This window comes from Kangiella shandongensis, from assembly GCF_020005365.1.
Taxonomy (GTDB): domain Bacteria; phylum Pseudomonadota; class Gammaproteobacteria; order Enterobacterales; family Kangiellaceae; genus Kangiella; species Kangiella shandongensis.
The window spans coordinates 44,145-70,936 of sequence record NZ_JACNML010000002.1; the positions used below are offsets into that span (position 1 = coordinate 44,145).

Consider the following 26,792-nt stretch of genomic DNA (forward strand, 5'->3'; position numbering starts at 1 on the left):
TTTCGTTTATTTATTATACAGCCTTGTATCACATAAAAGCCTGCAGGCCTGTTTGTGCTCTACCTAAAATCAAAGCATGGATATCATGCGTACCTTCGTAGGTATTCACAGCCTCCAGATTCATCGCATGGCGGATCACGTGGAACTCATCACAGATACCATTACCACCATGCATATCGCGCGCCATACGTGCAATCTCAAGCGCTTTACCACAAGAATTACGCTTAACCAGAGATATCATCTCCGGCTTAAAACGTTTCTCATCAATTAGACGCCCTACTCGCAATGCCCCCTGCAGACCTATCGTAATTTCTGTCTGCATATCAGCCAGTTTCTTCTGGAATAGCTGAGTAGAGGCCAAAGGCTTGCCAAACTGTTTTCTGTCTAAGCCATACTGGCGAGCTGCATGCCAGCAGAACTCAGCTGCACCGAGAGCTCCCCAGGAAATACCGTAACGAGCAACATTTAAGCAGCCGAACGGTCCCTTAAGCCCTTTAACCTCAGGGAACTTGTTCTCTTCAGGAACAAAAACGTCATCCATCACGATCTCGCCAGTAGTCGAGGCTCTTAACGAGAATTTACCTTCAATCTTCGGTGCGGAAAGCCCTTCCATCCCTTTCTCAAGAATAAAACCTCGAATATCGCCCTCATCGTCTTTTGCCCAAACGACAAATACATCAGCAATAGGTGAATTGGTGATCCACATCTTGGTACCACTTAGCGAATAACCACCATCAACTTTCTTAGCACGGCTTTTCATGCTGGCTGGATCCGAACCAGAATCAGGCTCAGTCAGACCAAAACAACCTACCCATTCGCCTGTGGCCAGTTTTGGTAGATACTTTTCTTTTTGCGCGTCTGTACCGTATACATTGATGGGATGCATTACCAAACTGGATTGAACCGACAATGCCGAGCGGTAACCTGAGTCGACTCGCTCCACCTCACGAGCAACTAGCCCATAAGCAACGTAAGAAGCACCGGCACAGCCGTAACCATCAATGGTTGAGCCTAACAGACCAAGTTCACCCAGCTCATTCATAATTTCACGATGGAAGTGCTCATGACGGTTTGCTTCTAGCACACGAGGCATGAGTTTGTTCTGACAGTAATCGCGGGCAGTATCTCTGATTAAGCGCTCTTCTTCAGTTAACTGCTCATCCAGTAGCAGGATATCATCCCAATGTTCGAGTAAGGCTTTAGACATATTCGTTGTAGTTGTATAAAAATTGATGAATGGAATATACGCAATCTTAGCAAATATCACCAGTCTCTAACCACTGGTCTGATGTGATAATTAGAAACAAAGAAAAGCCAGCTGTCCTTAGCTGGCCCTGGGGTAATAAAAAGTCCGTCCCTGGATAAAGTCTCCCACTGGAGCCTAGAATGAGGCGAACAGGCGAGTTAGCGCTACAGCTGTTGCAGCACGACTCATCGGTTTACCTGGATCGAAGTAAGCGGTAATGGTTGGTTCTAAATCGAACGGACCTTGCTCCACTTCAAAACGTGCATTGATAATGCCAAGATCCAATGCATGTTGAACATAGTGCTTTAAGTTTTCAGGAATGTTACCAGCATCGGCAATGATGATTCGTTCATCACCATAGATGGCCGTCAAATAGCCGCTGCTATAGCTTGATTCAACACCTTCCAGCCCAAGTGACTGTACAAGTGAGTAAGCTGCATCAAGCTTAGTTACCGCAGCGCCAGGGTCGAATGTGATGTTATCGGCTTTCATTACCGGACCCTGCTCCTGAACTCTATCTTTAAGAGCCGAACCAGTGTCGGTGACCGCGTTAATAGCAGCAGCATCAGCAGCACTCACATCGATGTACTTAGAGTCAGCAGCATCGTTAGATTGGCGAATACCTGCGCCTAGCGTGAGATAATCAGCAAACTGAGCACGGGTTATCAGAACATCGGGATAAAAACCATCTGCCAACGCATCAACCAACTGTTCGCTTACCGCGTACTCAATAAATGACTGCGCAATATGACCTTGCGTGTCATCGATACCGCTAAAGCCATCAACCTGTACAAACTTGACGTCGACAGGAATAGTGTCAGGCAGTGCATAACCATTGGTTGCATCCACCGGATCAACGTCAACGCCAGAGATGCCACCGATACCTTTAACCGTAAGATTCCAGGTACCCGGCTCTCCAGGAGCGGTTACAGCGACATTCTGACCTAATACTGGCAAAGCAATACTCGAGCCATAACGCTTGCCTGTTGGGCTCGTTAGTACTAGAGCAACTGTATTATCAGAGATATTAGCTCGCGCCATAATAAGAGAGATGTCCTGACCAACGGTAAAGTTTTCACCTGGGTTATCACCTGCTGGTGCGAAATCCACGTCTAACTGGAATTGATCGGCAACGGAAGTATTCGCGCTGGCATTAAACTCACGGTTAACTTTTGTTGTTTCACCGAAATCTTTTGCTTCATCCAGTGCCGCCTGTACCGCCGCATAGGCGTTGATGTAACCAGCACCGGCTTCCCATGGCTCAAGACCAGGCATATTAGTCGCAGTATCCTGCAGGATACGCTTTACATCTTTCCAGTTCAGCGACGGATTAGCTTCCAGCATTAAAGCAACGATACCTGAGGTATGAGGGGCAGCCATCGAAGTACCACTCATAATAGTGTAGTAAGGCACCTGATCTGCCGGCAGAACTTCTGAATCGTCTGCTGTGCCTAATAGAGAAGTACTTCCAAGAGAAGCTCTAGCAGAAACAATGTCAACGCCTGGAGCCGTTATGGTTGGGCGATCGACCCACTCAAACGTTTCACCATCGACTTCAACTGTTCCACCGCCGTTTTTCACGCCTCGAGAACTAAAGTCAGCCAAATTACCATCTTTATCGCCAGCAGCAACAGTTACCACCCAAGGTGCCTTTTTAAAGTTACCCGTGATAGTCGCTTCACCACTACCCGAGTTACCCGCTGAAAACACAACGATAACACCGTTATCACTCAGCTCTTTAGTCAGAACGTTTGTCGGATGATCTGGATTAAAGTCAGAACCCGTATCGCTGGTGCTACCGAAAGAGTTAGAAATAACTCTTATATTGTAGTCGTACTGATGCGTTAAGGCGTAATCGAAACCACCCAATGTGTCCAGAATAAAAAGGCCAGCGCCAGAACCATAACCAATAATGTCAGCTCCTGGTGCGACTCCCTCCTGTTCCCCGCTCGACATGCTACCGTTCCCGCCAATTGTGCCGGCAACGTGAGTACCGTGACCACCAGCTAAATCCGTGTTTGGTACATCTTCCTGATAGGTGATAGGAAGCATGGTATCTACAGAGTTCAGGTTAGTTTGCGCTAAAACATTTTGTACAACGTGGTTAGGGTATTTTAGATCTGAGTGTGTACCATCAACGCCAGAGTCATTGACGACAACACCAACGCCTCGGCCAGAAACCGGTACACCGTTGATACGAATAGATTGATCTGCACGTAAGCGATCGACGCCGGTTAACTGAGTTGCTTCCTGATTGTCATAAGTCAGCTCAGCGTTATGCCATACCGAACGTACATCGTCACGCGAGTAAATGGTTTCGATTTGCTGTTTGGTAGCAACCGTACCAATCATCGGTACATTCTGTAAGATCACACCCTTGCTGATGCCTAATTGCTCAAGTGCACTAATTTGTGACTCAGTCGCAGGACCATCACCCTCGAAAGTAATGATAACTTCAAACTGGTCAGTGTTAAGCGCATCCGGCAATGCTTCGGTCAGATGTGGACCCAAAGACTTTGCAGACAAGCCAAAAGAAGAAAGACCTATACCTGCGGCAAGCAATGCGCCCTGTACAGGTTTAGATTTAAAGAAAGATTGTGTTGTCATGTTTAACCCACCCATTTGGAAATTCACTTATGAGCTTGACATGTCGCAACACTTTTTATAATTAGGGAAATCCCCTAGTAACTAGAGAAACAACACCTAGAGGGTATCAGCTATATCAATAATTTATGTTGAGCAGCGTATTTTACCAGCTCTGCCGAGTTGGCAGCACCTAATTTATCCAATACCTTGCCGCGATGATTTTCAGCTGTTTTCACGCTGATATCCAGTAAACGTGCGATTTCTTTGGTGGTTTTTCCATCAATAACCAGGTGGAACACTTCTCGTTCTCTTTTTGTTAGGTTCTTATAGGGATCGCTCCACTCTTCCGGTTGGTTATACTGATTAGCCAGTACCTGCGCCGCATACTGACTAAAATAACTTTTCCCGGAAGCTAAAGCTTTCACGGCCTGAATCAACTCCTCACTGGCACTATCTTTTAATAAATAACCTGAAGCTCCAGCTCTAACCATATGAATTACATATTCTTCTTCTTCGTGCATGGTAAGAACCAGCACTTTGCATTGAGGCAACTTTCCTGTAATACGTTTGACCACTTCCATACCATTCAGCTCGGGCATGCTGATATCCACAACCGCGATTTGTGGCGAAAGCTCTTCTGCCTTCTCAACAGCCTCAAGCCCGTTGGCCGCTTCACCAACCACCACACAGTCCTCGTCCTTTTCCAGAATACTGACCAGTCCCTGCCGTAATATGGTGTGGTCATCAGCAATTAATACTCGAATCATTAATGTTCCCCCATTAATAGCATTTTAACTTCAGCGCCCTTCCCCTTCGCTGAGTTGATCATCAGCTGACCACCAAATGCCGCCACCCGATCCTGCATTGCCGAAAGACCAAAACCATCCGGTCCTAAAGCTTTGTTAGTATCCATCCCCACGCCATCATCGGTGACTTTAACTAATAAGATAGACGGTTGTGAGGCGACATCAATTTTAATGTGGTTTGCTCCGGCATGTTTTATGGCATTTGTCAGCGCCTCCTGGACAACCCTGAATACCAGAGTTTGAGTTTCTTCATCCAGCTCCTTATCAATGTGAGTTTCCAACTCAATGGTCAAATCTGTTTGCTCCTGCATGATGCGTCGTAACCATTTCAGGGCTGGCACTAAACCAAGATCATCTAATATTCGTGGTCGCATCAACCGGGAAATCTTCCTGGTATCGTTTAGTGCCTGACGCGCTAATTCTAAACTGTCCTTAAGCGACTGCTGTAGATTTTCGTCCTTTTCCTCTTTCAATGTCTGCTCGACCTGATTGATTAACGCTGTCAACAGCTGCCCAACCCCATCATGCAACTCTCGTGCAATATGTTTTCTTTCATCTTCCTGAACTTTCCATACGCGTTTTGCCAAACTCCGCATTTGCGTATTGCCAGCAGCGAGGCTCTCGGCAAGCTGACTTTGTTTCATACTCAGAGCATTCAACATGTCCGTTATTTCATCTTTACCTGTCATAAAAAGTTCTCCATAAAATCATCAGTAAACGAATAACGTCCTTGCAGTGAAATAAGGTATTGCCGCTGCTCTTCTGGCAGTTGCTTTAATAATTCTTCTAATTTTGATGTGGCTATTTCTAGATACTGCTCAGCCAGTTCATGCTTATTCAGTAAGCGGTAATAATTCGCTACTAAACGCTGAGTAAAAAAGTCACTCCAGTGTACACCAATCATGCGCTGGCTTTCGGCTAACTGCTCGATGGTCACCTCGAGTTGTTCCAGGTTCTGTTGCTCAATGTAATAGGTCGCCTGTAACTGTAATAACCTTAACCGAGCAAACTGATGCAGTTCCAGATCGTAGGATTTTATAGCCCCAATCAATTGCTCTATTTGCTTATTATTGTTTGAATCAAGCAAAACCAACCTTTCCATTTCAAATAGCAGCTGTTTAATCTTTGCTCTGGAAGTAAGCCCTTTCGCTTCGAGATCTGTTAATGTCTGATACTCCTCGGCACTGTCTTGATTTTGATACAATCGCAAACGGTTATTTAAGACATGATAAATAACTTGCTGCGATTGGTTATGCTCCTGCTTTAGTAAAGGTTGAACCGCGTTCAAGCTGTTAGCTGCAGCGGAATAATTACCCGAATTAATTTGCCACTCCACTAGCCACAATCCAAATTCCAGCTGACCTCTAACGTCCTTACGCTCTTCCAGCAGTTGTTTAATCTCTTGGAGTTCATTCAGTGGCTCAATAAAGTTACCCTTTAGTAAAGCAATCTTAGCCAGGTACGCTTCTGCGACAATTTTCTCTTCGAACAGGTTTAGAGACTCCGACTCCTCTTTCGCCAGGGAAAAGGTCTGGAATGCTGCTTGCCAGTCACCTTTTCTCAGGTTTAACTGAGCGACATTTTCATTCACTCGTATAACGCCGACTGGATCCTGCACTTTTTCATAATAGTTTTTGGCCTGCTCCCAATAAATTGTGGCATGCTCTTCATCCGACAATAAAAAGTAAATATAGGCGACATTATTTAAGCTTTCCGCCTTTAGCCAGTCATCATCAAGCTTCATACGAATACTGAGCGAGGCTCTGAAGTGCTCCAGGGCTTGGCCATAGGCACCTTGCTCTTCTGCAATAATGCCTAACTCATTGTATAAATCCGCCTGCTTTGCAGCATCATTACGCGGCTTATTCACTTCCAACGCCCGGTACAGACGTTGCTCCGCTTCTTCAAACTCTCCTTTAATAGCATAGATTGATGCCAGATTCGATAAACTGGTAACAATACCTCGAGCATCGCCAATAGATTCTCTCGCGGCCAAGCCCTGTTGATAATAGTCGAGCGACAGATCAAGCTCTCCCAGCCGATGGTAGGCAACACCAAAAGCATTAAGCACATCGCCTCTTAACTGTTCATTCTTCAGCTTTTTAGCCGTAACCAAGGCCTTAACCAAATAATCATCAACTGCTTTTTCAGTTTCCCCCCGCCAGATAGCGACTTTGGATAATTCATACCAGGCGGACGGATGATTCTGATCTTCAGCGACGATACGGTTAAGCTCTGCTTCGGCTTTCTCTAATGCTTCTAACTCAATATACAGCTGCGCTAGTTCAAACCTTATATCATCGCGCCTCGGCAGACGGTCAAGCACTGTGCTATAAATTTCAGCAGCAGCACTTAAATCTCCTGCAATAAGCTGAAGCTCAGCATTAGAAAGTTGATGAAGTAACTGCTCTGGATTGGTTAAGCTTTTCACTTTATTAAATGCACCTTCTGCATCAGCCAGTGAGCCACTTTCAGCCGCTACTTTTCCCTTTAAAAACCAGCCCTGTGCAAAGTCTGGAAACTCTTCAAGAACGCTCTGTAACTGCTCCATTGCACGACTGAACTTTTGCTCATGTAACAAAAGCTCTATTTGGGTCCAGCGCTGTAATGAAAGCTCTGACGGAATCGAGTGCTGCTCTACAATCGTTGATAACTCAAAATATTGGTTAAGTTGTTCTGCAATCTGCAACAGCTCTTCCGACAGCTCCGCTTCATTCGCCTCAAAAGCCACCAGCGAATGTCGAGACAGGTTATTTCCAACAACTTCGATAATCGTTGCTTGCAAACGGTACTTTTCTGGACCAACTAAGGTAACAACAGTATCCAGCATAGCAGGGGTTTGCAGTAATTCACTCAGGGTTAAAAGCTTCTGCTCGTTAAGTGACGATGAATAGCCTAACAGGTCCATAGTTTGCTGCGTCCTGTCTGTACCGACAACCCTTAATTGAGCCGATCTGGCAAGCTTTTGTGATAACACGGTCGGTAGTCCCTGGCTTAGCCAGAGTTGATCCGGCATTGCCTCAACTCGAAATGGAAGAACGGCCACGGCCTGATTGCCCTTCTGCTGGCTGGCAAGGCTCCGGTCATCATTCGTAACGTTTGGATTAAAGTACAAATAAGTTCCACCAGTCAAAACAAGAAGCAGGCCTAAAACAGCCAAAACAGGATATAGCTTGCTTGATGGCTTGCGATTCACATCAACTGTCTGTCGTAACAGCTCAGATAATGCCGCAAGATTGTTTGGTCTTCTGCCTGGCTCGGGAGCCAGGCAGGCATCGGTAACAGCTTTAAACAATCGGAATTTTTTAGGTAACTTGTGAAAATCTCCACGCTTTTTTTCTGCTAATAGATCGTCCAGTTTCAGCGCCTTAAAAGGCGTTTTACCCGTTAACAGCTCAAAAAGAATGACCCCAAAAGAGTAGATATCCGTGGTTTTATTGGTCTTACCAAACTCTAAATATTCAGGGCTGGCGTAAACCGGCGTACCATTTATGCTATCGACGGTTTCACTACCCAGAGCCGAGGCGACGCCAAAATCTGCAACGTAGAGGTGATCTTTTGCATCAACCAGTATATTTTCGGGTTTTAAATCACAGTGGCTAACCCCTTTCTGCTCCGTGATTGAAAGCGCAGACAGGATCTGCCGAGCATAATAAAGCACTTTGTCCTGACTAAGATCTTCCTGCTCAACGAGATCGGCCAGGTTTCTTCCTTCAATCCAATCCATGGTGATAAAGTGAATATTGTTATCATGATAATATTCATGAACACGGACAATATTGGGATGTGACAACTGCCTGAGGGTTAAAATTTCGTTCTTGAAACTTTGCAGGCTATCGTCATTGATGAGGTGTGGGTGTAATACTTTTATGGCGACGAAAGTATCCAGCTGTAAATCTCTGGCCTTATAAACGCATCCGTAACGTCCGCAACCCTGCTTTGACTCTATTTCGAATCGACCAATTAATAAGGTGCCGTCGCTTAAAGTTTGAAATTGCTTTAAAACCTGTGTCTTCTTTAGAGAATTAGACTTAGTGTTGTCATCTAAGCCATCTTGACCCATGTATCTGCACTCCCAAGGCTTGCCGCCAATAATAGGCTCAATCAGTTAACGCCTCCATTATTTTTTAATGGATAGCGATGGGCACCTGCATTTTTAATAACTGTTCTTCTGCAAGTACTTTATCGGGCATATTCTCTAATATAGCAGATATTTTATTTTGTAAAACAATAGCTTCTGAATTAATTTTGATTTGCTTAGCAATCAGATTCAAAATTTCAAGGTCCAGCTCGGTTAAAACCTTGTTAGCTTCATGGCTGTCAACATAGACCACACCAATGAGTTTGTTATCACTGATTAGTGGAATACAGGCTAAAGCAGCAATCTTTTTGCGCTGAATGCTTTCACGAGCGGCTAGATGTTTATCCAGACTGGTATCCATAGCAATGATAGGCGAGCTATGCTGAAGTGCCTTTTGCATGGCACCAACGCTGCCTTCAAATGAACGGTGGTTAAAGTCCTGCTGAGTCATGCCTTTAACTGCACAGACAGACAGCTCCTGTGGATTATGGCCTAGCATCACCAGACCGCGCTGTGTTCCCGTTAAATTTAATAACGAAAATAACTGCTCGTCGAGAGCATGAATCAACGACTGCTCGGCAACTTTACTATAAGACTTTCTGGACTGCTCAATACGCCACTGGTTATGGGCATTAATAGCTCGAATTTGGTTCTCGGACTTGAGTTCAAATATGCAATCGACTTCGCCTACGGTGATAATGTCATTGGCCGATAATATGCTGTCAGACACTTCTCGACCATTAACCTTAAGACCATTAACGCTCAACTTATCATGCAACTGCCAAGCACCCTCCCGGGCGTTTAAAGTGGCATGTTCACGAGATACACTTGGGTGATTCAATATGACATCACACCCTTCGCTTCGTCCTACACGATATTGCGAGTTCTCAAATAAGAAGCTTTCCTTAGCCGGCTCATCAGTATAACACGCTGTTATTCTGGCTGGCATATCATTACCTCTTACTAATTAATCAAACGCAAACTGAAACGTAATGTATTGGCAAGTGCAATCAGTTCCCCTGCGACATTATCAATATCTCGGCTTGAACGCCATACATCAGGAATGTTATCGCCTCTGTGCTGATCCACGTAACGGCTGAACTCATCTACTTTATTACTGGCTAAAATGTAGCTCTGCTGCTGTACCAGCTGATCAATTTCATTAAGCTTCGTATTTAACTCATTGTAAGTGACCGGGTCGATCTGAGTCGAAAAACCGGACAATGTATTACTTAACCGTGTGAATTTTGTATTGATAACCATCAATGGCGAGCGTAGATCGGCGACGATTAAGAATTGAGAAAACTTACCCGTGGTACCCCGAGCTCGATAACTACCAGAGCCCATTGTCGCGGTAATGTCTTTAAACTGACCACCTAAAGGAGCTTTGAAGAACCTTAAAGGAGTGCCTGCTGTATATTCCAGGTTGTGAGTATGGATATCAACAGTTGCGAGGCCAGAGAAAGCAAAGCCTTTGTTGGATGGTGGCTCTACTGTAATCATCATCGGAAATGCTGATAACAGATTGATATTAAGGCTATCAGGTAAACGGTTTAACAGTGACAAATCGGTGATATCGACTAACTCAGCCGTAATACCAAGGTTATCAGCTGTTAAGCCAACAGTATTTTCAAAAGTCAACGTAAAATCAGCTTCAACGTTCCCTGTGAGGTTGATCACCGCTTCAACTTTATTACCATGCACAGTAATATCAATAGCTTGAGAGTGACTCTTAAAGCTATAACTTAATCCAAGAATCAAAAGAACTACTGTGAAAGTAAGCTTTTTCAAAGCTGACATATATAAAACCTCGCAGTGTGAGAACCCAATACAACTTATGCTAACGCTATTTCAAAATACTTATATTTATCCATTAAAGCAAGAATGCATTGCAAAATTGTGTGAAAAGAAGGCCCTTAGCCAACTTTTCACACCCTTTTTACTAGTTACTGATAATAAGCATCGTACATTCTACCAATCAACACCGCATACGCTGCGCGTGTTATAGCGTCGGCAGGCTCAAAGTAAGCTGTTAACGTAGGCTCAAGATCAAATGGCCCTTGCTCTATCTCATAACGTACGCCAAGTATGGATAGCTCCAGAGCTATTTGCACGTAACCTTTAAACTCCTCAGGAATGGAATCCTGATCGACAACCGGTACTGTCTGACCGTTATAGTCGACTGTAACGTCTCCTGAGAATGCCTTTGCCTGCTCTTCCAGTCCAAGAGACTGCACTAGAGCGTAAGCTATATCAAGACGAGTCACTTTGCCATTAGGATCAAACTTATCACCGTCGCTTAGCATAACAGGCTGCTGCTGTTGCACTCTGTCCTTTAAAGCACTGCCTGGAGCACCAGCAGACTCAGCGAATGCCGCCGCTTCAAATCCAACGTCGCTGAAGCTAACTACAGGCTCGTTCAATAAATCACGGTGTTGACGAATCGCTGCACCCATGACGAGATATTGTGCCAGCTCTTTACGTCTTAATTCTCTATCAGGACGGAAGAACTTATCATTGAAACTATCAACCAGACGTTCGCTTGTTGCGTACTGGATAGCCTCTTCTGCTGGGTGGCCGGCAATATCGTCCAACCCTTCATAGCCGCCAGACTTAAAGATGCTGATTTCACCGCTGACTGACTCCGGAACACCGGGGCCATTTGTAGTACCAGTCGGATCAGCCTCAACACCAGATAAAGACGTTAAACCATAAGCAGACAACTTCCAGGTACCTACTTTAGCAGGTGCTGAAACACGCATATCAGTCGTTAATACTGGCAGCGTTAGGTTGCCAAAATATTCGGTACCATCAGGTGCTTCTAATTTCAATTTAATTGTATTGGCTAGCGATTCAGCCGAAGCTGTAATCCATACATCATTCTCTGAGACCTCAAACTCGTAAACATCTGGCTCGCCCGCTGGAGCATACAGAACTTCGAATGACTCAGGACTGTCATCAGCAATCACGATGGCATTACCATTAAAAGTATTCAGGTTATTAACCGTCGCTTTGTGCTCAGGGTTATAACCCAGTGCCGCAGCTACCGCAGCGTAGGCATTGACATGACCAGCTCCCACTTCCCACTTTTCATAACCAGGTATATTAGTTGCCGTTTCTTGCAACAGTCGCTTAGTTTCCAGCGGGGTAAGATTAGGATTCGCTTCCAGCATCATTGCGATAACACCAGCCACGTGCGGCGTTGCCATCGATGTACCTGAAATCATGGTGTAATACGGTACATATTCCGTTTCAATCGCCTCTAAATCTGCTTCTCCGCCGTTAGAAACAACGTTGGTGGCCGCTCGAGTGGAGATAATATCGACACCAGGAGCAACGATGGATACTTCATTACTATAAGTCCATTCGGTGCCATCTGGCATTATGAAATCACCACTTTCCCCCCGTTTACCACGCGAAGAAAAATCAATGAGTGTACCCTGCTTGGTACCGGCACCAACTGACAATCCCCAAGGGATTTGTGCATATGGATTATGCGTATCCTCGCCAGGACCAGAATTACCCGCAGCAAATACAGAAATCATACCCAGTTTATAGGCTTTGTAAGACGCTACCGAAATAGGACCGTTCGGCTCATATTTACCACTCGAGCCCCATGAGTTACTCATCACACGAATTGGAGAGTTAAATTCGAACATATGCGTTAGTGCGTAATCGTAACCACCTAATGCATCTAGAATAGACAGACCAGCTCCTGAGCCATAACCAACAAGCTCAGCTCCCGGTGCAGCCCCTTTATATTTACCGTCGGAATTAGTACCCCAGCCTGCAACCGTACCGGCGCAGTGAGTACCATGACCAACGTTTAAATCGGTATTCAGCTGACCTTCAACCCAAACACCACTAACGCCTGCCAGCGACAAGGCTTGAGCATGAGTAATGGCCTGGACGTTTTCAACCACTTTAGAGCCATACTCCAGATCCGCATGAGTCGCATCAATACCAGAGTCATTGACCATTACAGTCACACCTTTACCGGTAAATGTCATACCGTTACGCAGTCTAAAGTCATCAGTCTGAACTTTCTCAGCGCCAGTCAGTTCTCTTGATTCGGCGTTATAATACTCAAGTTCACGGTTCGCAAAAATTGAGCGAACACCGTCCATCTGACTAAGCTGCTCAATTTGAGCCGGAGTAGCCACGACCCCAACGATCGGCAGTGATTTAAACTGAACACCGTCAGTAATACCAAGGTTCAATAAGTTTTCAAGCTGCTCAGTTTTCACTGCATCTAACTGATCATAAGTGACCACAACCATAGTGTTGTCAGTTAAACTCATTGTATCTAGTTGCTGATCGAGTTCAGAGCCTATAACAGCCTCCGCCGCAGCATTTAAACTAAAACCAGCAAGTGCCGCTGAGAGGGCCAGCTTTTTTAGCTTTATATTCATCATCTGTCTCCAAAGTTCAATAATTTTATATACCGCCTTCATTCCAAGTCATTTTTGACTTAAAGGCTACCCGGGCAAACACTCAAAAAAGCTAAGGGAAATCCCCTAGCTTTTTATTGGTTTTGAATAAAAGTGGGCCCTTGCGGGCCCTGTGTAGACGTGCTATTTGCTATTCAACCAAGCTGGATACAGTCGCATCGATTTGGAAGTTAGTCACAACACTTGCGTATCCATTCACACGCAACACATAATCGCCAGCTTGTTCTGGGGCATAAGATAGAACTTCTGGATTACTCAGGCTTGCGCTGCTGGCAACTTGCTCTCCCGCAGCGTTTAGCAGTTCGAAGTCAAGGTCGGCTACGCCTTCCCAGCTTAAGTTTGCTTCGATAAGTACAGCATCATCAGTAACTGAAATTGGGAAATCCTGAACCTCGAGGTTTTCTGCCGATGGTCCCATGGTACCTTCGAACATAAAGCTTTCTGTGGCAATACTTAGGCCATTATCAATCAACTGGCCATCAACTTTGACCCCGTCCAGGTTAATTTCACCTTCAAGATGCTTCAGCTCAACAGTATGAATGGTGTTACCTGCCAGACCCTTCACTGAAAAAGCTCGTGCTTCTTCATCAGGCGAGTAGAAATCAACAACACCGTAGTTTTTGCCATCAACAAATAGTTCGGCCCGACCACCGCGCTTACTGGCAACATAGAGCAGTTGTAAACTTTCGCCCATAATATCGAACATTGCTTTCGAGCCATTTCTACGAGTTTTCAAGAAGCTACCGTCTGTGCTCAAATCAGAGTCTTTTAACTGCCATTTAGAGACATAGTCAATCTCTTCGGTAGACTCACCAAACTGGTTCCAATTACCTTGACTTGACCAGTGAGTTTGACCATCCATAAAGTCAGAGCGGTTACCCTGAGTATTACGCGCCAACTCAACGGCTGCTTTAACATTAATATAGCCATCGCCCACTTCGTGGAATTTATAGCCAGGCATATCATCTGCTGATTCTCGGATAACAGACTCAATTTGATCTGGTGATAGATCAGGGTTCACCTCAAGCAATAAAGCCGCCACGCCAGCAACAAAAGGCGTCGCCATCGAAGTACCGCTCATACCGGCATAATAAATGTAGTAATCAGGATAATCTTCATTCACAACCGGGCTTAAAGCTGGTAGCGCCGTATTGGCAGCTCGCGTTGAAACGATACTGACACCAGGAGCAACGATATCCACGTGCTTCCACTCGTCACCCTCAACACCACGGCTAGAAAAATCAGCCAACTCTTTATCCGGATCACCAGCACCCACATCAATCACCCAAGGCGCCAGTGCATAAGGGTTAATCGTATCGTCTGAAGGGCCATCGTTACCGGCAGCGAAAGTAACTACCAAACCTTTTTGGTAAGCATCGTAAGACGCTTCATTAATTGGATTGTTTGGATCAAAAGCACCGCCCCCAGAAGCTCCCCAACTGTTAGTGATAATGTCAATGTCTAGACGTTCGCGATTAGCGATAGCATAATCAAAACCACCAATAGCAAACAGAATGGAAATCGCTTCGCCAGCACCTAGACCAACCAGGCTTGCGTTTGGTGCAATACCATCATGATAGTACGGACGACGAGCATCGTTTGCTGACATAGCACCCGTACCGGCAACAGTCCCCCCTACGTGAGTACCGTGACCCGAACTTGTATCAGTATTAATGACCCCTTCAAGGTAATAATTACTACCAGTTACCAAGTCCAAATCACCAAGAATTTTAACGTTCTCAACGGTCTTAGAGCCAAACTCTAAGTCTGGATGAGAACCATCGACTCCAGAATCCAATACAGCTACGGTAACGCCCTGCCCTGTAACGCCTTCGACATCGTGCACATAGTGACCACCAGTAATCTCACCAGATGTGTAGTTGAAGTATTGCAGCGGCTTATCGTAGTAAATACTCTTAACACGATCATCCTGAGCTAAATTCAAAATTTGTAACTTATTGAGCGTAGTACCAGCCATTGGCAACTCTTGCATCGCGATATAAGGACTCGCGACCTGCAACATGACCGAATCCAAGTCGTCTCTATTATGAGTCGTCACGATAACTTTCTTGCTATCAAGCAACGTCGGCAACATCGACTCAAGCTCTGGACCGATAATCGCATCAGCCTGTGCTCCGCCAGCTAGAGCGGTAAGAACACAAGCGGAAAGTAGTTTGTATTGAGTTTTCATAGTCTGACCCTGTCGTTATTTATTTGTCAGGTTCACTATGAAAAGAAATGAGCAGAATTGGAACGGGGGAAATCCCCTAGAAAGATAGATAGGTATTACCTAGCCGCAAGAAACATATAAAGGAAGCGCCTTACTGAAACGAGCTTTAGCAGTAAAACCGTTTGTTACAACAATTTCGTGGTTCGAGCCTGACTGTAGTACATAATATCAAGGCACACGAATTGAGAGTTAAATTATACTATAAGCTTCTCAGACCTTGATAATCCAGATTATCAGTCCGGTTGGGAGAGATGGTATCTACGTCTATACTTTCGATTTTGAAAATAAGGTTTGATAATTTTTCGCTGTAATCTCGCAAAGCTTGTTGTAGCTAAGGCCATGCAGATCTGCGACAAACTGTCCAACGTTTTTTACGAAGGCTGGCTGATTGGATTTGCCGCGGTGTGGTACGGGTGCGAGGTACGGCGAGTCTGTTTCGATGAGCAGTTTATCGAGTGGGATTTTACGACAAGTTTCGCGCAACTCTTCGGCGTTCTTAAAAGTAACGATCCCGGAGAAAGACACATAGAAACCGAGCTCCATTGCTTCTTCCGCCATCTCGAGACTTTCGGTAAAGCAATGCAAAACGCCGCCACACTTTTCAGCATTTTCTTCTTTGAGAATGTTTAAGGTATCTTCGCGCGCATCACGCGTGTGTACGATTATCGGTAACCCCACTTCATTGGCTGCGCGGATATGCTTACGGAAGCTTTTCTGCTGCAGTTTATGGTTCTCTGGATCTTTGTGGTAAAAGTAATCCAAACCGGTTTCGCCAATCGCGACAACTTCCGGATGTTTGGAGTTTTCTATTAGTGCATCGGTGTCTGTGTCTTTTACGCCATCGTATAACGGATGCACTCCTACCGAACATGAAATATCGTCATGTTGCTGGGCAATGGTCAGAACGTCGTTAAATTTATCGAGAGTAATACAGACACAGAGCATATGCTTGACGCCATTCTCTCTGGCGTTATCAAGCGCCCCTTCGAGTTTTCCATCGAACGGTTCTAAATCAAGACGGTCTAGGTGGCAGTGCGAATCAATCAACATAACAAAATGGTAAAATTACTGAGTTGGAAAGCGAGCCGTAGAGTAACACGACTCGGGGAAAATTTATACGGTAAGAACTGGCTTACATGGTGTGGGTAGGCTTATCAGACTCTAAACGTCCTGCCAGTATCGTTTCAATTGTGTTTCTGGCTTTACCCTTGTCCTGATCGCTGAACTGGATACCGATACCCGCTCGACGGTTGCCCTGCGCGCCGATAGGCGTTACCCAGACGACTTTACCGGCGATCGGTAGTTTTTCAGGCTCATCAACCAACGCCAATAGCATGAACACTTCATCCCCCAAGTCATACTGCTTGTTGGTTTGGATAAAAAGACCACCATTGACCACAAAAGGCATGTATGAAGCGTACAGATCATCCTTGTCTTCTACATGAATGGTCAAAATGCCGGGGCCGGTTCTTTCAATTCGCATCGATGCTTCCTTCAGTAATAAGTAAAACTTTAAGTTAGCTCTCTAATTTTTTGTATTTTATAGCAATTTGAGCGCTGTATATTAAAAAACTTTGCCAAGATGCCATTAGATTAGCTGGACTTTTCAGCTTAATCAACCGCTGAATCTCAATTATTTTATTCAATAATAACGTCACACCTTTGGCATTAACAGTGGAAGCAATCTCTGCAAGAGCCTTATGTTGCTTCTGTAGCTGGATGTCGTTCTCTTTCCCACCTTGTTGTAACAACAGGACATCATGGAACATCAGCTGGCACCAGAAAACACAATTCTCCAGCTCTTCCTGCCAACGTTGCGCAATATCCATCGGCGGCTGCGTTGCCGTAATCACGTCTGCATAATCGAAAATAAACTCGCCACTTTTAAACGCTTCGCCGTTTTCGACAAAAGCTTCTACTTTGTAGGGGGCTGTTGGGAATAGCTGTAACGCCGTTTCCATTTCTTCATCAAAGAAATCATGGCGCTGCTTTAACCATTCCCGTGTCATACTGGTATTGGTTACGCCAACTTTCAGTATTTGTGCTCGGCTTTTTATCGTCGCCGGAACTCCTTGTAATTGTTCAGCCTGCAAGAGTAACAAAGTATTCTCTTGTGGTTCCTCTAATGTTTTCAGCAGTGCATTAAAGGAGCTGGCATTTAGCGCATGGATATCGGTAATATTCGCCAGTTTCCAGCCAGCCTGGTGCGCGGATTCCTGCATATGCTCAATCAACTCACGAACCTGGCTGATGGCAATCTGGGTTTTGCCTTCTTCAATCTGTAGCAAGTGGTAGTCAGGATGAGTTCCCGCTTCAAACAGCTGACAGCTTTTACATTGTCCACAGTAACCCTGGCCTTTATCCGGGGCATTACACAGCATCCATTGCGCGACAAACTGACAAAAGTCGTCGCGCCCAACGCCGTCTTCTCCTAAAACGAGAATCGAGTGCGGTAGTTGGTCCTGTGCCAGTTGCTGGGAAAGGTGGGCAAAAGGCCCTTCCTGCCACGGCGTCAGACTGTTTTCCTCGAATAAACTCATGGCATCATCACCTTATGATAAAAGGCCGCCAGTGTTTTCTCGAGCTGCTCCTGCACCTGTTCGATTGAACCAGTGGCATCAATCACTTTCATACGCTCTGATTCGTCTTCAGCAATAGCAAGATAGCCATCTCGTACACGAGTGAAAAATTCGACTTTCTCAGTCTCAAAGCGGTCGACCGGACCACGTTTTTTCGCGCGCTCCAAACCAACCTCAACAGGCAGATCAAGTAATAGCGTCAGATCAGGCTTAAAGCCCTGTAGCGACCAGGTTTCCAGTTCTTTAAGTTTCTCAAAACCTAAGCCACGTCCCGCTCCCTGATAGGCGAAACTGGCATCGGTAAAACGGTCACAAAGCACCCAGGTGCCCTGTTCCAGTGCCGGCTGAATTTTCTGGTAAACATGTTGGCATCGTGCCGCGAACATCAGCAACAATTCGGTATGACTATCGACCATTTCTTCTCGCTTGTTGAGTAACAGCTCGCGAATTTCTTCAGCCAAAGGCGTACCGCCAGGTTCGCGCGTATGGATCACCTCATGACCCTTGGCTTCGAGCCAATTCTTAACAAAAGCCATATTGGTTGATTTACCAACACCTTCTGTGCCTTCGACGGTGATAAACTGACCTTTTGAATTACTCATATCCTGCTCTTTTTATTGCTTTAACTGGTAGCGTCTGACGGCACGGTTATGCTCTGCCAGAGTTTTACTGAAATGATGACTGCCGTCCCCTTTTGCCACAAAATACAGAGTTTCACCGGGTACCGGCTGCAGAGCCGCATGGATCGCATCACGCCCCACTATTGCAATGGGTGTTGGCGGTAAGCCTTTATGAACATAAGTATTCCACTGGTGCGGATTATGAATATCCCGGCGACGGATATTGCCATCAAAGTCCGGCAATAGACCATAAATTATAGTGGGGTCGGTTTGTAATAACATGCCTCGCTTTAAGCGCCTGACAAATACGCCAGCGATTTCAGCTCGTTCGCTCGGTACCGCGGTTTCTTTTTCGATAATCGACGCCATAATTAGCGCTTCATAGGGCTGCTCGTAAGGTAAATCCTTTGCGCGCTGACTCCACTCATCCACCAAAACCTGCTGCAGTTTATTGTGAGCACGTTTTAATATATCAATATCACTATCGCCTTTGGTGAACTGATAAGTGTCGGCAAAAAACAGGCCTTCGGGATAATCCTTTCCGGTGAAATTCAGCTGCTGCCAAACATCAAAATAATCCTTCGTATCAATCGTATGTACCAGATCATCATGCCTCGCCATCGCATCAAGCAATTCGTAAATGTTAGCACCTTCGACCAGCGTAACCTGATAAGTAATCACATCTCCAGCGACCAGCTTTTGCAAAACATCAACCACGGTCATATCGGCAGTAACCCGATAATTACCCGCTTTAATATCACGCAGCCCGGGCTTCATACGCATCAATAGCTGATAATAGTAGAAGTTATCGATACGCCCTTCTTCGTACCATTGTTGGCCCAACCCCGTCGCCGTTTCACCTGCGACCACCGTTAATTCCTGGTTTAAGCCCAGTGGTTGTTTAGCAAAGGCTTTAAAACCCTGCCAGAAATAGGCTGTAACGCCTGCAAATGCGATCAGAATAATCAGAATGACGAGAAAGAATTTTTTCATTGAAACTATAAGTGTTTAATTTTTATACTAATTACTGCTTTGTTGATACTGTGTATTCAAGTCGGCAATCCCCGGATACACATCATACCGATGTTGACCAATTTTAGTAACTGGAATTAATCCATTCAGTGCGTTAGTTACCATGCAAAACTCTGCCTCACTCAAGATTTCCAGCCCGAATTGACTTGGCGCTATATTACCTTGAGTGTTCAACAACCAGCGCCGAACCGTTCCATTAACCCCCGCGCGCAACAAACTCGGCGTAAACCACTTACCGTTATTACAAAAGAAGATATTAGTTTTACTTCCACCAATAATCAGATCATCGGCTAACATAATACCATCAAAACAACTCTGTGGTATTTCCTCCTGAGCCAACACCTGCTCCAGTCGGTTTAAGTGCTTAATGCCAGCAAGAGCAGAGTTCTTGCTGTAAGGAGTCCCGCAAATGGATAGCTCAACACCATCCTTAAGCTTTCCTGGAGGGACGAAGGGTGACCAGCTAGCAATACGATTGAGTTTAGGGTTGCTCGGTGCTTTATACCCCCGAAGCCCCGATCCTCTTGTAATAGTCAAACGAATGACACCATCTTTCTCAACCTGACTTGCTACAAGCTCATGAATTTCACGTTCAACTAACCCAACGTCTACAGCTGGGAATTTAAGCTTAGCGGAGCTAGAGTTGATCCGCTCTATATGTAGGGGCCAGTGCTCAATCTGAGCATTACGAATACGAATGGTGGTAAAAAAACCATCACCGTAAAGCAAGCCTCTATCGGAACTTTCGACAAAGGCATCAGGCTGACCATTTACTAAATGTTTTGGCACAATAAGACCCTAATAGCTAGTGTATGGGTATTTCAGCTAAGTATAATAAAATGTCCAGAAATCAGTTAGTTCAGCTCCCGCTACGTTCTGACTTGAGTATATAACAGAGTTTGTAGTTACTGTCTAAGCAGCGCTGTGCAGAAGTCTTTGCTATTGTTAACTGTTTGCTAGTCATCTCCCTTTTCAGTTCGGCCATCCCACTTTTGGCATTACTATTACCATTGTGATTCGCAAGGATCAGCCACATATAGGCTACAGCGATATCTTGAGGAACTCCTCGCCCGTTACCGTACATGACAGCCAGGTTATTCTGTGCATCTGCATACCCTAATTTTGCAGCATCTCGAAACAAATTTATTGCGATATCATCTATTTGAGCCACTCCACTTCCAGTAAGATATAGCAGGCCTAAGTCATTTTGGGCATTTGGTAAGTTCTGTCGAGCAGCTTTATGGAGCCATTCAGCTGCTTTAGAATTATCTTTCAAAACTCCTCGTCCGTCACGATAAAAAACACCGACATTGTATTGTGATTTAACCTCACCTTGCTTAGCAGCTTTTAAAAACCATTTAAGAGCTTCTTGAGCGCTTTGCTCCACACCTACTCCTTTATTGTACAAGATACCCAAATGGTACTGAGCCTCAGCATAATGTTGTGAAGCAGCCTTTTGGAACCAGTGGGCCGATTCTTTATAGTTTCTAGTAGCCCCCTGACCTCTATAATACATAATGCCTAAATTAAACTGAGCCTCCGCATCCCCTTGCAGAGCAGCTTTATGGTACCATTTTAAAGCTTTCTGGTAGTTTTGCTTTACCCCTTGCCCATTATAATAAATAACTCCAAGGTCAAACTCAGCATCTACGTTACCCTGAAGAGCCTTTTCTTTTACATCGTTAGACTCTCCATGAAGAGAAAGTGACCAAAAAAGTGTTGCTAGAAATAGGAGGAAGACTGTTCGATTCATTATGATTCCTTAATCCTTTATTAAGTCCGGTTGCTTGTAACTATACCTTAAGGATACGGAATAAAGAAACTAACCTGAGGTTGCAACATTACTCCAGACAATAAAAAAGGCGGTAAAAACCGCCTTTTAAGGTGATATGTTCTAAAGTTTAACTAGACTTTAGTAAACACTAGCGAGCCGTTCGTACCACCAAAACCAAATGAGTTACATAGAACATGCTTCAGTTCAGTTTCACGGGCGGTATGAGGAACATAATCCAGATCACAGCCTTCACCTGGGTTATCCAGATTGATGGTTGGTGGAGCAACTTGATCGACCAGCGCTAGAACACTGAAAATCGACTCAACAGCACCAGCAGCACCTAATAAATGACCGGTCATTGATTTTGTTGAGCTAACCATAACTTTATTAGCATGATCACCAAAAATGGCTTTAACCGCATCCGTTTCAGCGATATCCCCCGTTGGTGTCGAAGTACCGTGGGCATTAATATACTGAACCTGTTCTGGACTTAGCTCTGCATCATGCAACGCATTTTTCATCGCAGAAGCAGCGCCTTCACCGCCAGGGGCAGGGGCCGTCATGTGATAAGCATCCGCACTCATACCGAAACCTGTAAGTTCAGCATAAATCTTAGCGCCACGAGCTTTTGCATGTTCATACTCTTCGAGCATCATCACACCAGCACCATCGCCCATAACAAACCCATCACGATCAGTATCCCAAGGACGACTGGCCGCATGAGGATGATCATTACGAGTAGACAGCGCTTTCGCCGAGCTAAAGCCACCTAAAGCCGTTGGCGTCGTCGCTTTTTCTGCTCCGCCAGCCAATATCGCATCTGCGTCGCCATACGCAATCATACGAGCCGCATGACCAATAGTATGGACGCCAGTAGTACAGGCCGTAACAATCGCAATGTTGGGCCCTTTTAAGCCATAATTAATCGACAGATGTCCGGAGATCATGTTGATAATAGATCCAGGAACGAAAAATGGGGAAATCTTGCGAGGACCCGACTTGTTCCACAACAATGTATTCTTCTCTATCGTTTCCAGGCCGCCAATACCAGCACCGACACAAGCACCTATGCGATGTGCATTGTCTGAAGTCACTTCCAGACCAGAGTCTTCCCAGGCCTGTGCGCCAGCAACGATACCGTACTGAATAAACTTGTCCATGCGACGTGCATCTCTTTTCGAGACCGCAGGCTCTGAGTTAAAGTCTTTAACCGTGCAGGCGAACTTCGTATTAAACTCGCTGACATCAAAGTCTTCGATCGGTCCAGCGCCGCTACGACCAGCTAGAATACCTTCCCATGAATCTTTAATGTTATTACCTAGCGGGCTCAACATACCAAGACCAGTAACAACAACTCTACGCTTACTCAAGGAACACCTCTCGATTAATTGCTTAATATCGTCACTTTACTATTGATTGGGCAAGGGTTGCTTCGGTAATGATCATTTGAGCTCGGCCGAACCCATCAGTGACTTATCTAAAAAAATGGGCAAAATACTTTCGTATTTCACCCATTATATTCGTTAACTATTACAAATAGATGTACGAATAGATTGCAGACGAGTTGGCTTACGCGTCAACATTAGCCTTAATGTAATCAATCGCTGCTTGAACAGTGTTGATTTTTTCAGCTTCTTCGTCTGGGATTTCAGTGTCGAACTCTTCTTCTAGAGCCATTACTAGCTCTACTGTATCCAGTGAATCAGCACCTAGATCGTCAACAAAAGACGCTTCAGCTGTAACTTCGTCTTCTTTAACACCTAGTTGTTCAACAACGATACCTTTTACACGTTCTTCGATAGTACTCATCTGTTTAAATTCCTCGTTTGTATCAACAGTATCACACTGCGTGGGTAGTTTAGTTAACTGAACCAAAGTTGCAAGTGCAAATTGCCTTTTTTGAAAAAGGTCAGACCACGCATAAATTACAACTTTTGGTAAAAAATTAAAAGCAGATAATAACAAAAATCACCTGCCAGTCACAAAAATTTATCTTAAAAAACTATAGGTTATAGTAATCATTAAACTCTATATCCGCTTTACTAATAGAACGGAGAACTAAAGTTATACCCTTTTCTTTGCTTGTCCAAAGAAAAGGGCGAAAAGAAAAGACACCCCAAACATTAGGCCTAAAGGCTGCCCTTACGGTTAATGTTAAAGGGGTTATAGGCGCTAACCTGTAACCCTGAAATAAACCTTAATACTTAATAATTTCAAACAGTCATTTAGAACGATTGTTTTGTTCACTCTAAACCCGTCTAAGCTGTAATTTTTGAGATTTGACGCGGCAGATTTTAACGCGGTTGCTGAATGTATATACAATACATGATGCGACGAGTATAAAGTCTAACACAGTCAAATCCCAAAAAAGGACGCTTAGATCATATGCATCCCACCATTAACATTAATCGTTTCACCCGTAATATAACCTGCCAAATCAGACGCTAAGAAACCTACGGCGTTGGCAATATCTTCCGGCTGACCTAAACTCGCCATTGGAACCTGGTCAAGCATGACCTTGCGTTGCTCGTCATTCAGAGCTTTGGTCATATCGGTATCAATAAAGCCAGGCGCCACCACATTCACCGTAATCCCACGTGAACCAACTTCGCGAGCTAGCGACTTAGAGAAACCGATCAAGCCTGCTTTTGCAGCTGAGTAGTTTGCCTGCCCTGGATTGCCCATAGTACCTACCACAGAACCAATAGTAACGATTCGGCCCCATTTCGCTTTCATCATACCTCGCAGGCATGCTTTAGACAGACGGAAGATAGACGTCAGGTTAGTCTCTAAAATACTATCCCATTCATCATCTTTCATGCGCATTAGAAGATTATCGCGCGTGATACCGGCATTATTGACCAAGATATCCGGCGTTCTGCCCTGCTCGTCTTTGATCGTATCCAGTACACTCTTAATACTGTCCGCATCGGTAACGTTAAGGCACAAGCCTTTACCGTCTAAGCCAGCCGCTTTAAAGTTTTCTGTAATCTTTTCAGCGCCGGCCTCAGAAGTTGCTGTACCATAAACCACAGCGCCGGACTGAGACAAGTTATGAGCGATAGCCTGGCCAATACCGCGGCTCGCGCCTGTAACTAATGCAACTTTTCCTTCAATACTCATTGTTATATACCTACCTAAATCGATTATTCAGCTAACGCAGCTTCAAATTTATCTAATGTTCCTAAAGGCTTACCCGTTAGGCTACGATCAATTCGCTTCGCTAAGCCGCATAGGACATTACCCGGGCCGCACTCATGGAGGATTTCAACACCTTCCTGCTTTAATCGCTGTACTGTTTCTGTCCAGCGCACTGGATTATAAAGCTGGCGGATCAGTGCATCTTTAATCGCATCAGCTGTCGCTTCAGTTGAAACATCCACATTATTAATCACGGGTATGTCAGGATTATTAAAGTTAGTCGCTTCAAGCTTTTCCGCTAATTTCTCGGCCGCTGGCTTCATCAAAGCACAGTGCGAAGGAACGCTTACTGGCAATGGTAACGCACGCTTAGCGCCTGCTTCTTTACAGGCTTCCATCGCACGCTCAACGGCCTCAGCACTACCCGCAATAACGACCTGACCAGGAGAGTTATAGTTAACCGCTTCAACCACGTCGCCCTGGGCACTATCGGCACACGCCTGACGTACCTTGTCATCATCCAAACCAATAATCGCTGCCATTTTGCCCGTACCTGTTGGTACGGCCGCTTGCATAAACTCACCGCGGGCCTGAACCAATGCCGCAGCGTCTCTTAGCGATAAAACGCCGGCTGCCACTAAAGCGCTGTACTCGCCTAGGCTGTGACCAGCTAAAAAGTCAGGTTTAGCGCCACCTTTTTCCTGCCACAAACGCCAAAGCGCAATGCTTGCCGTTAATAACGCTGGCTGCGTGTATTGCGTCTGGCTCAATTTTTCTTCATCATTTTGAACCAAGTCCCACAGGTTGTAACCCAAACCTTCGCTTGCTTCAGCGAAAGTCAGCTCAATTAACGGTGTTGAAGCAGCCACATCCGCCAACATACCTAATGCCTGCGAACCCTGGCCTGGAAATACAAATGCTGTTTTACTCATAACAAATTCTTTTCTTTTATTTCAATATATTAGGTTTATTTCTTCATGCGATATTTTAACTATCTAAGCTCGAAAAAGAGCTAGACAATGCTGAAGCTCTTTCCCAACTTCTTTTAAGTCACTGGATCCCGCGTTAAACAACCGAAGGAAGCAACTTTCGGTGCCGCGGGATGACGTTATTTCGTACTCTTTCTGGAATATTTTTAATTCCACAAAATTTCAGGATACAGGTTAGGCGAGGCAAAAATCATTTTTATAGCCCAGTTTAGCTATTCTAAATGAGCAGATAAAAATGATTTTTAACAATGCATAACCGAAATACTGGAATTTTAATATTTAATTAAGGCGGAACCCCATGTGAATCCACCCCCAAAACTCTCCAGCAGACACACATCGCCACGCTTAATACGACCATCTTCAATCGCTTCACACATAGCTAGCGGGATCGAAGCGCTCGATGTATTACCGTGCTTGTCGACAGTTACCACAACTTTATCCATACCAGCGCCCAACTTCTTCGCTGTCGCCTGAATAATGCGGATATTAGCCTGGTGTGGAATTAGCCAATCAATGTCAGCTTTACTCATATTGTTGGCTTCTAAAGTCTCGTCAACGATGCTGCTTAATGTTTTGACAGCGACCTTGAAGACTTCATTGCCTCGCATGACAATTTGAGGCTCAGGGAAATCACCTAGCTGACCACGTAGGCCATTGTTGCAGTACAACAAATCGCCATAACCGCCATCAGCATGAATGTGGGTCGATAAAATGCCCGGTTCTTCGCTCGCCGTGACCACAGCTGCACCGGCACCATCACCAAAAATCACACAGGTCGTTCTATCTTCCCAGTTAACCAGCCGAGAAAGCACTTCCGTACCAACGACAAGCACATTCTTACGATGACCGGTCTTGATAAACTGATCGGCAATGCTCAAGCCATAAACAAAACCCGGACAGGCAGTAGTAATATCAAATGCAGGGACTCCGCCAATGCCCAACTGGTGACCAATATAACAAGCCGAACTTGGGAACATCTTGTCTGGAGTGGCGGTACCAACAACAATCATATCGATATCTCTGGCATCAATGCCGGCATCTTCGATCGCCTTTTTCGCCGCTTCCACACCTAAATCTGAAGCCGACTGATCATCCGCAGCGATATGGCGCGTTTTAATGCCGGTACGCTCAGTAATCCATTGGTCCGATGTTTCAACGATTTTCTCCAGATCGGCGTTGGTTAATACCTTCTCTGGTAAATAACTTCCCATGCCTAGAATTCGAGAATGTTTCACACTATCTACCTTTTATTTTAAT

Annotated in this window: 21 protein-coding genes; all 21 read right to left on the reverse strand. The window is 45.0% G+C overall.

The genetic code is table 11. The features are described 5' to 3' along the window. Positions 1 to 28: 28 nt before the first annotated feature. The 21 genes from H7708_RS02135 to H7708_RS02235 all read right to left on the reverse strand — a co-directional run bounded on the left by H7708_RS02135 (position 29) and on the right by H7708_RS02235 (position 26,770). Complete coding sequence (locus H7708_RS02135) at positions 29 to 1,207, reverse strand: acyl-CoA dehydrogenase (RefSeq protein ID WP_223668826.1); 1,179 nt, start codon at positions 1,205 to 1,207, stop codon at positions 29 to 31. Between the two features lie 174 nt (positions 1,208 to 1,381). Further along, positions 1,382 to 3,853, reverse strand: a complete 2,472-nt coding sequence (locus H7708_RS02140) for a S8 family serine peptidase (RefSeq protein ID WP_223668827.1) — start codon at positions 3,851 to 3,853, stop codon at positions 1,382 to 1,384. A gap of 110 nt (positions 3,854 to 3,963) precedes the next feature. Next, a complete protein-coding gene (locus H7708_RS02145; RefSeq protein ID WP_223668828.1) occupies positions 3,964 to 4,599 on the reverse strand; it encodes a response regulator transcription factor in 636 nt (211 codons plus the stop codon). Continuing rightward, the gene (locus H7708_RS02150; RefSeq protein ID WP_223668829.1) at positions 4,599 to 5,327 is read right to left on the reverse strand and encodes a sensor histidine kinase; all 729 of its coding nucleotides are present in this window, start codon (positions 5,325 to 5,327) and stop codon (positions 4,599 to 4,601) included. The genes H7708_RS02145 and H7708_RS02150 overlap by 1 nt, the downstream gene beginning before the upstream one ends. Then, the gene (locus H7708_RS02155) at positions 5,324 to 8,701 is read right to left on the reverse strand and encodes a serine/threonine-protein kinase (protein ID WP_223668830.1); all 3,378 of its coding nucleotides are present in this window, start codon (positions 8,699 to 8,701) and stop codon (positions 5,324 to 5,326) included. Before H7708_RS02155 ends, H7708_RS02150 begins: the two co-directional genes overlap by 4 nt. Before the next feature lie 64 nt (positions 8,702 to 8,765). Beyond that, on the reverse strand, positions 8,766 to 9,668 hold the full coding sequence (locus H7708_RS02160) for an FHA domain-containing protein (protein ID WP_223668831.1): 903 nt from the start codon (positions 9,666 to 9,668) through the stop codon (positions 8,766 to 8,768). A 14-nt stretch (positions 9,669 to 9,682) separates the two neighbouring features. Then, the gene (locus tag H7708_RS02165) at positions 9,683 to 10,519 is read right to left on the reverse strand and encodes a DUF6689 family protein (RefSeq protein WP_223668832.1); all 837 of its coding nucleotides are present in this window, start codon (positions 10,517 to 10,519) and stop codon (positions 9,683 to 9,685) included. Between the two features lie 146 nt (positions 10,520 to 10,665). Beyond that, complete coding sequence (locus H7708_RS02170; RefSeq protein WP_407929715.1) at positions 10,666 to 13,131, reverse strand: S8 family peptidase; 2,466 nt, start codon at positions 13,129 to 13,131, stop codon at positions 10,666 to 10,668. A 169-nt stretch (positions 13,132 to 13,300) separates the two neighbouring features. Further along, the gene (locus H7708_RS02175; protein WP_223668834.1) at positions 13,301 to 15,361 is read right to left on the reverse strand and encodes a S8 family peptidase; all 2,061 of its coding nucleotides are present in this window, start codon (positions 15,359 to 15,361) and stop codon (positions 13,301 to 13,303) included. A 303-nt stretch (positions 15,362 to 15,664) separates the two neighbouring features. Further along, entirely contained in the window at positions 15,665 to 16,450 is a 786-nt protein-coding gene (locus H7708_RS02180; RefSeq protein WP_223668835.1) for a TatD family hydrolase, read from the reverse strand. Between the two features lie 82 nt (positions 16,451 to 16,532). Next, the gene (locus H7708_RS02185; RefSeq protein ID WP_223668836.1) at positions 16,533 to 16,883 is read right to left on the reverse strand and encodes a PilZ domain-containing protein; all 351 of its coding nucleotides are present in this window, start codon (positions 16,881 to 16,883) and stop codon (positions 16,533 to 16,535) included. 34 nt (positions 16,884 to 16,917) lie between these two features. Beyond that, entirely contained in the window at positions 16,918 to 17,940 is a 1,023-nt protein-coding gene (locus H7708_RS02190; RefSeq protein ID WP_223668837.1) for a DNA polymerase III subunit delta' C-terminal domain-containing protein, read from the reverse strand. Then, positions 17,937 to 18,581: a dTMP kinase gene (gene tmk / locus H7708_RS02195; RefSeq protein WP_223668838.1), complete on the reverse strand. Its 645-nt coding sequence runs from the start codon at positions 18,579 to 18,581 to the stop codon at positions 17,937 to 17,939. Before tmk ends, H7708_RS02190 begins: the two co-directional genes overlap by 4 nt. 12 nt (positions 18,582 to 18,593) lie before the next feature. Further along, positions 18,594 to 19,592, reverse strand: a complete 999-nt coding sequence (gene mltG / locus H7708_RS02200; RefSeq protein WP_223668839.1) for an endolytic transglycosylase MltG — start codon at positions 19,590 to 19,592, stop codon at positions 18,594 to 18,596. A 27-nt stretch (positions 19,593 to 19,619) separates the two neighbouring features. Next, a complete protein-coding gene (gene pabC, locus H7708_RS02205) occupies positions 19,620 to 20,420 on the reverse strand; it encodes an aminodeoxychorismate lyase (RefSeq protein WP_223668840.1) in 801 nt (266 codons plus the stop codon). Between the two features lie 70 nt (positions 20,421 to 20,490). After that, entirely contained in the window at positions 20,491 to 21,384 is an 894-nt protein-coding gene (locus H7708_RS02210; RefSeq protein WP_223668841.1) for a tetratricopeptide repeat protein, read from the reverse strand. A gap of 152 nt (positions 21,385 to 21,536) precedes the next feature. After that, positions 21,537 to 22,775, reverse strand: a complete 1,239-nt coding sequence (fabF, locus tag H7708_RS02215; RefSeq protein WP_223668842.1) for a beta-ketoacyl-ACP synthase II — start codon at positions 22,773 to 22,775, stop codon at positions 21,537 to 21,539. 199 nt (positions 22,776 to 22,974) lie between these two features. Further along, complete coding sequence (gene acpP, locus H7708_RS02220; RefSeq protein WP_046561130.1) at positions 22,975 to 23,214, reverse strand: acyl carrier protein; 240 nt, start codon at positions 23,212 to 23,214, stop codon at positions 22,975 to 22,977. A gap of 567 nt (positions 23,215 to 23,781) precedes the next feature. Further along, the gene (fabG, locus tag H7708_RS02225; RefSeq protein ID WP_223668843.1) at positions 23,782 to 24,528 is read right to left on the reverse strand and encodes a 3-oxoacyl-ACP reductase FabG; all 747 of its coding nucleotides are present in this window, start codon (positions 24,526 to 24,528) and stop codon (positions 23,782 to 23,784) included. A 23-nt stretch (positions 24,529 to 24,551) separates the two neighbouring features. After that, positions 24,552 to 25,478 (reverse strand): ACP S-malonyltransferase, encoded by a 927-nt coding sequence (gene fabD, locus H7708_RS02230; RefSeq protein ID WP_223668844.1) that lies wholly within the window; start codon positions 25,476 to 25,478, stop codon positions 24,552 to 24,554. A 329-nt stretch (positions 25,479 to 25,807) separates the two neighbouring features. Beyond that, positions 25,808 to 26,770 (reverse strand): beta-ketoacyl-ACP synthase III, encoded by a 963-nt coding sequence (locus H7708_RS02235; protein WP_223668845.1) that lies wholly within the window; start codon positions 26,768 to 26,770, stop codon positions 25,808 to 25,810. Positions 26,771 to 26,792: the final 22 nt, after the last annotated feature.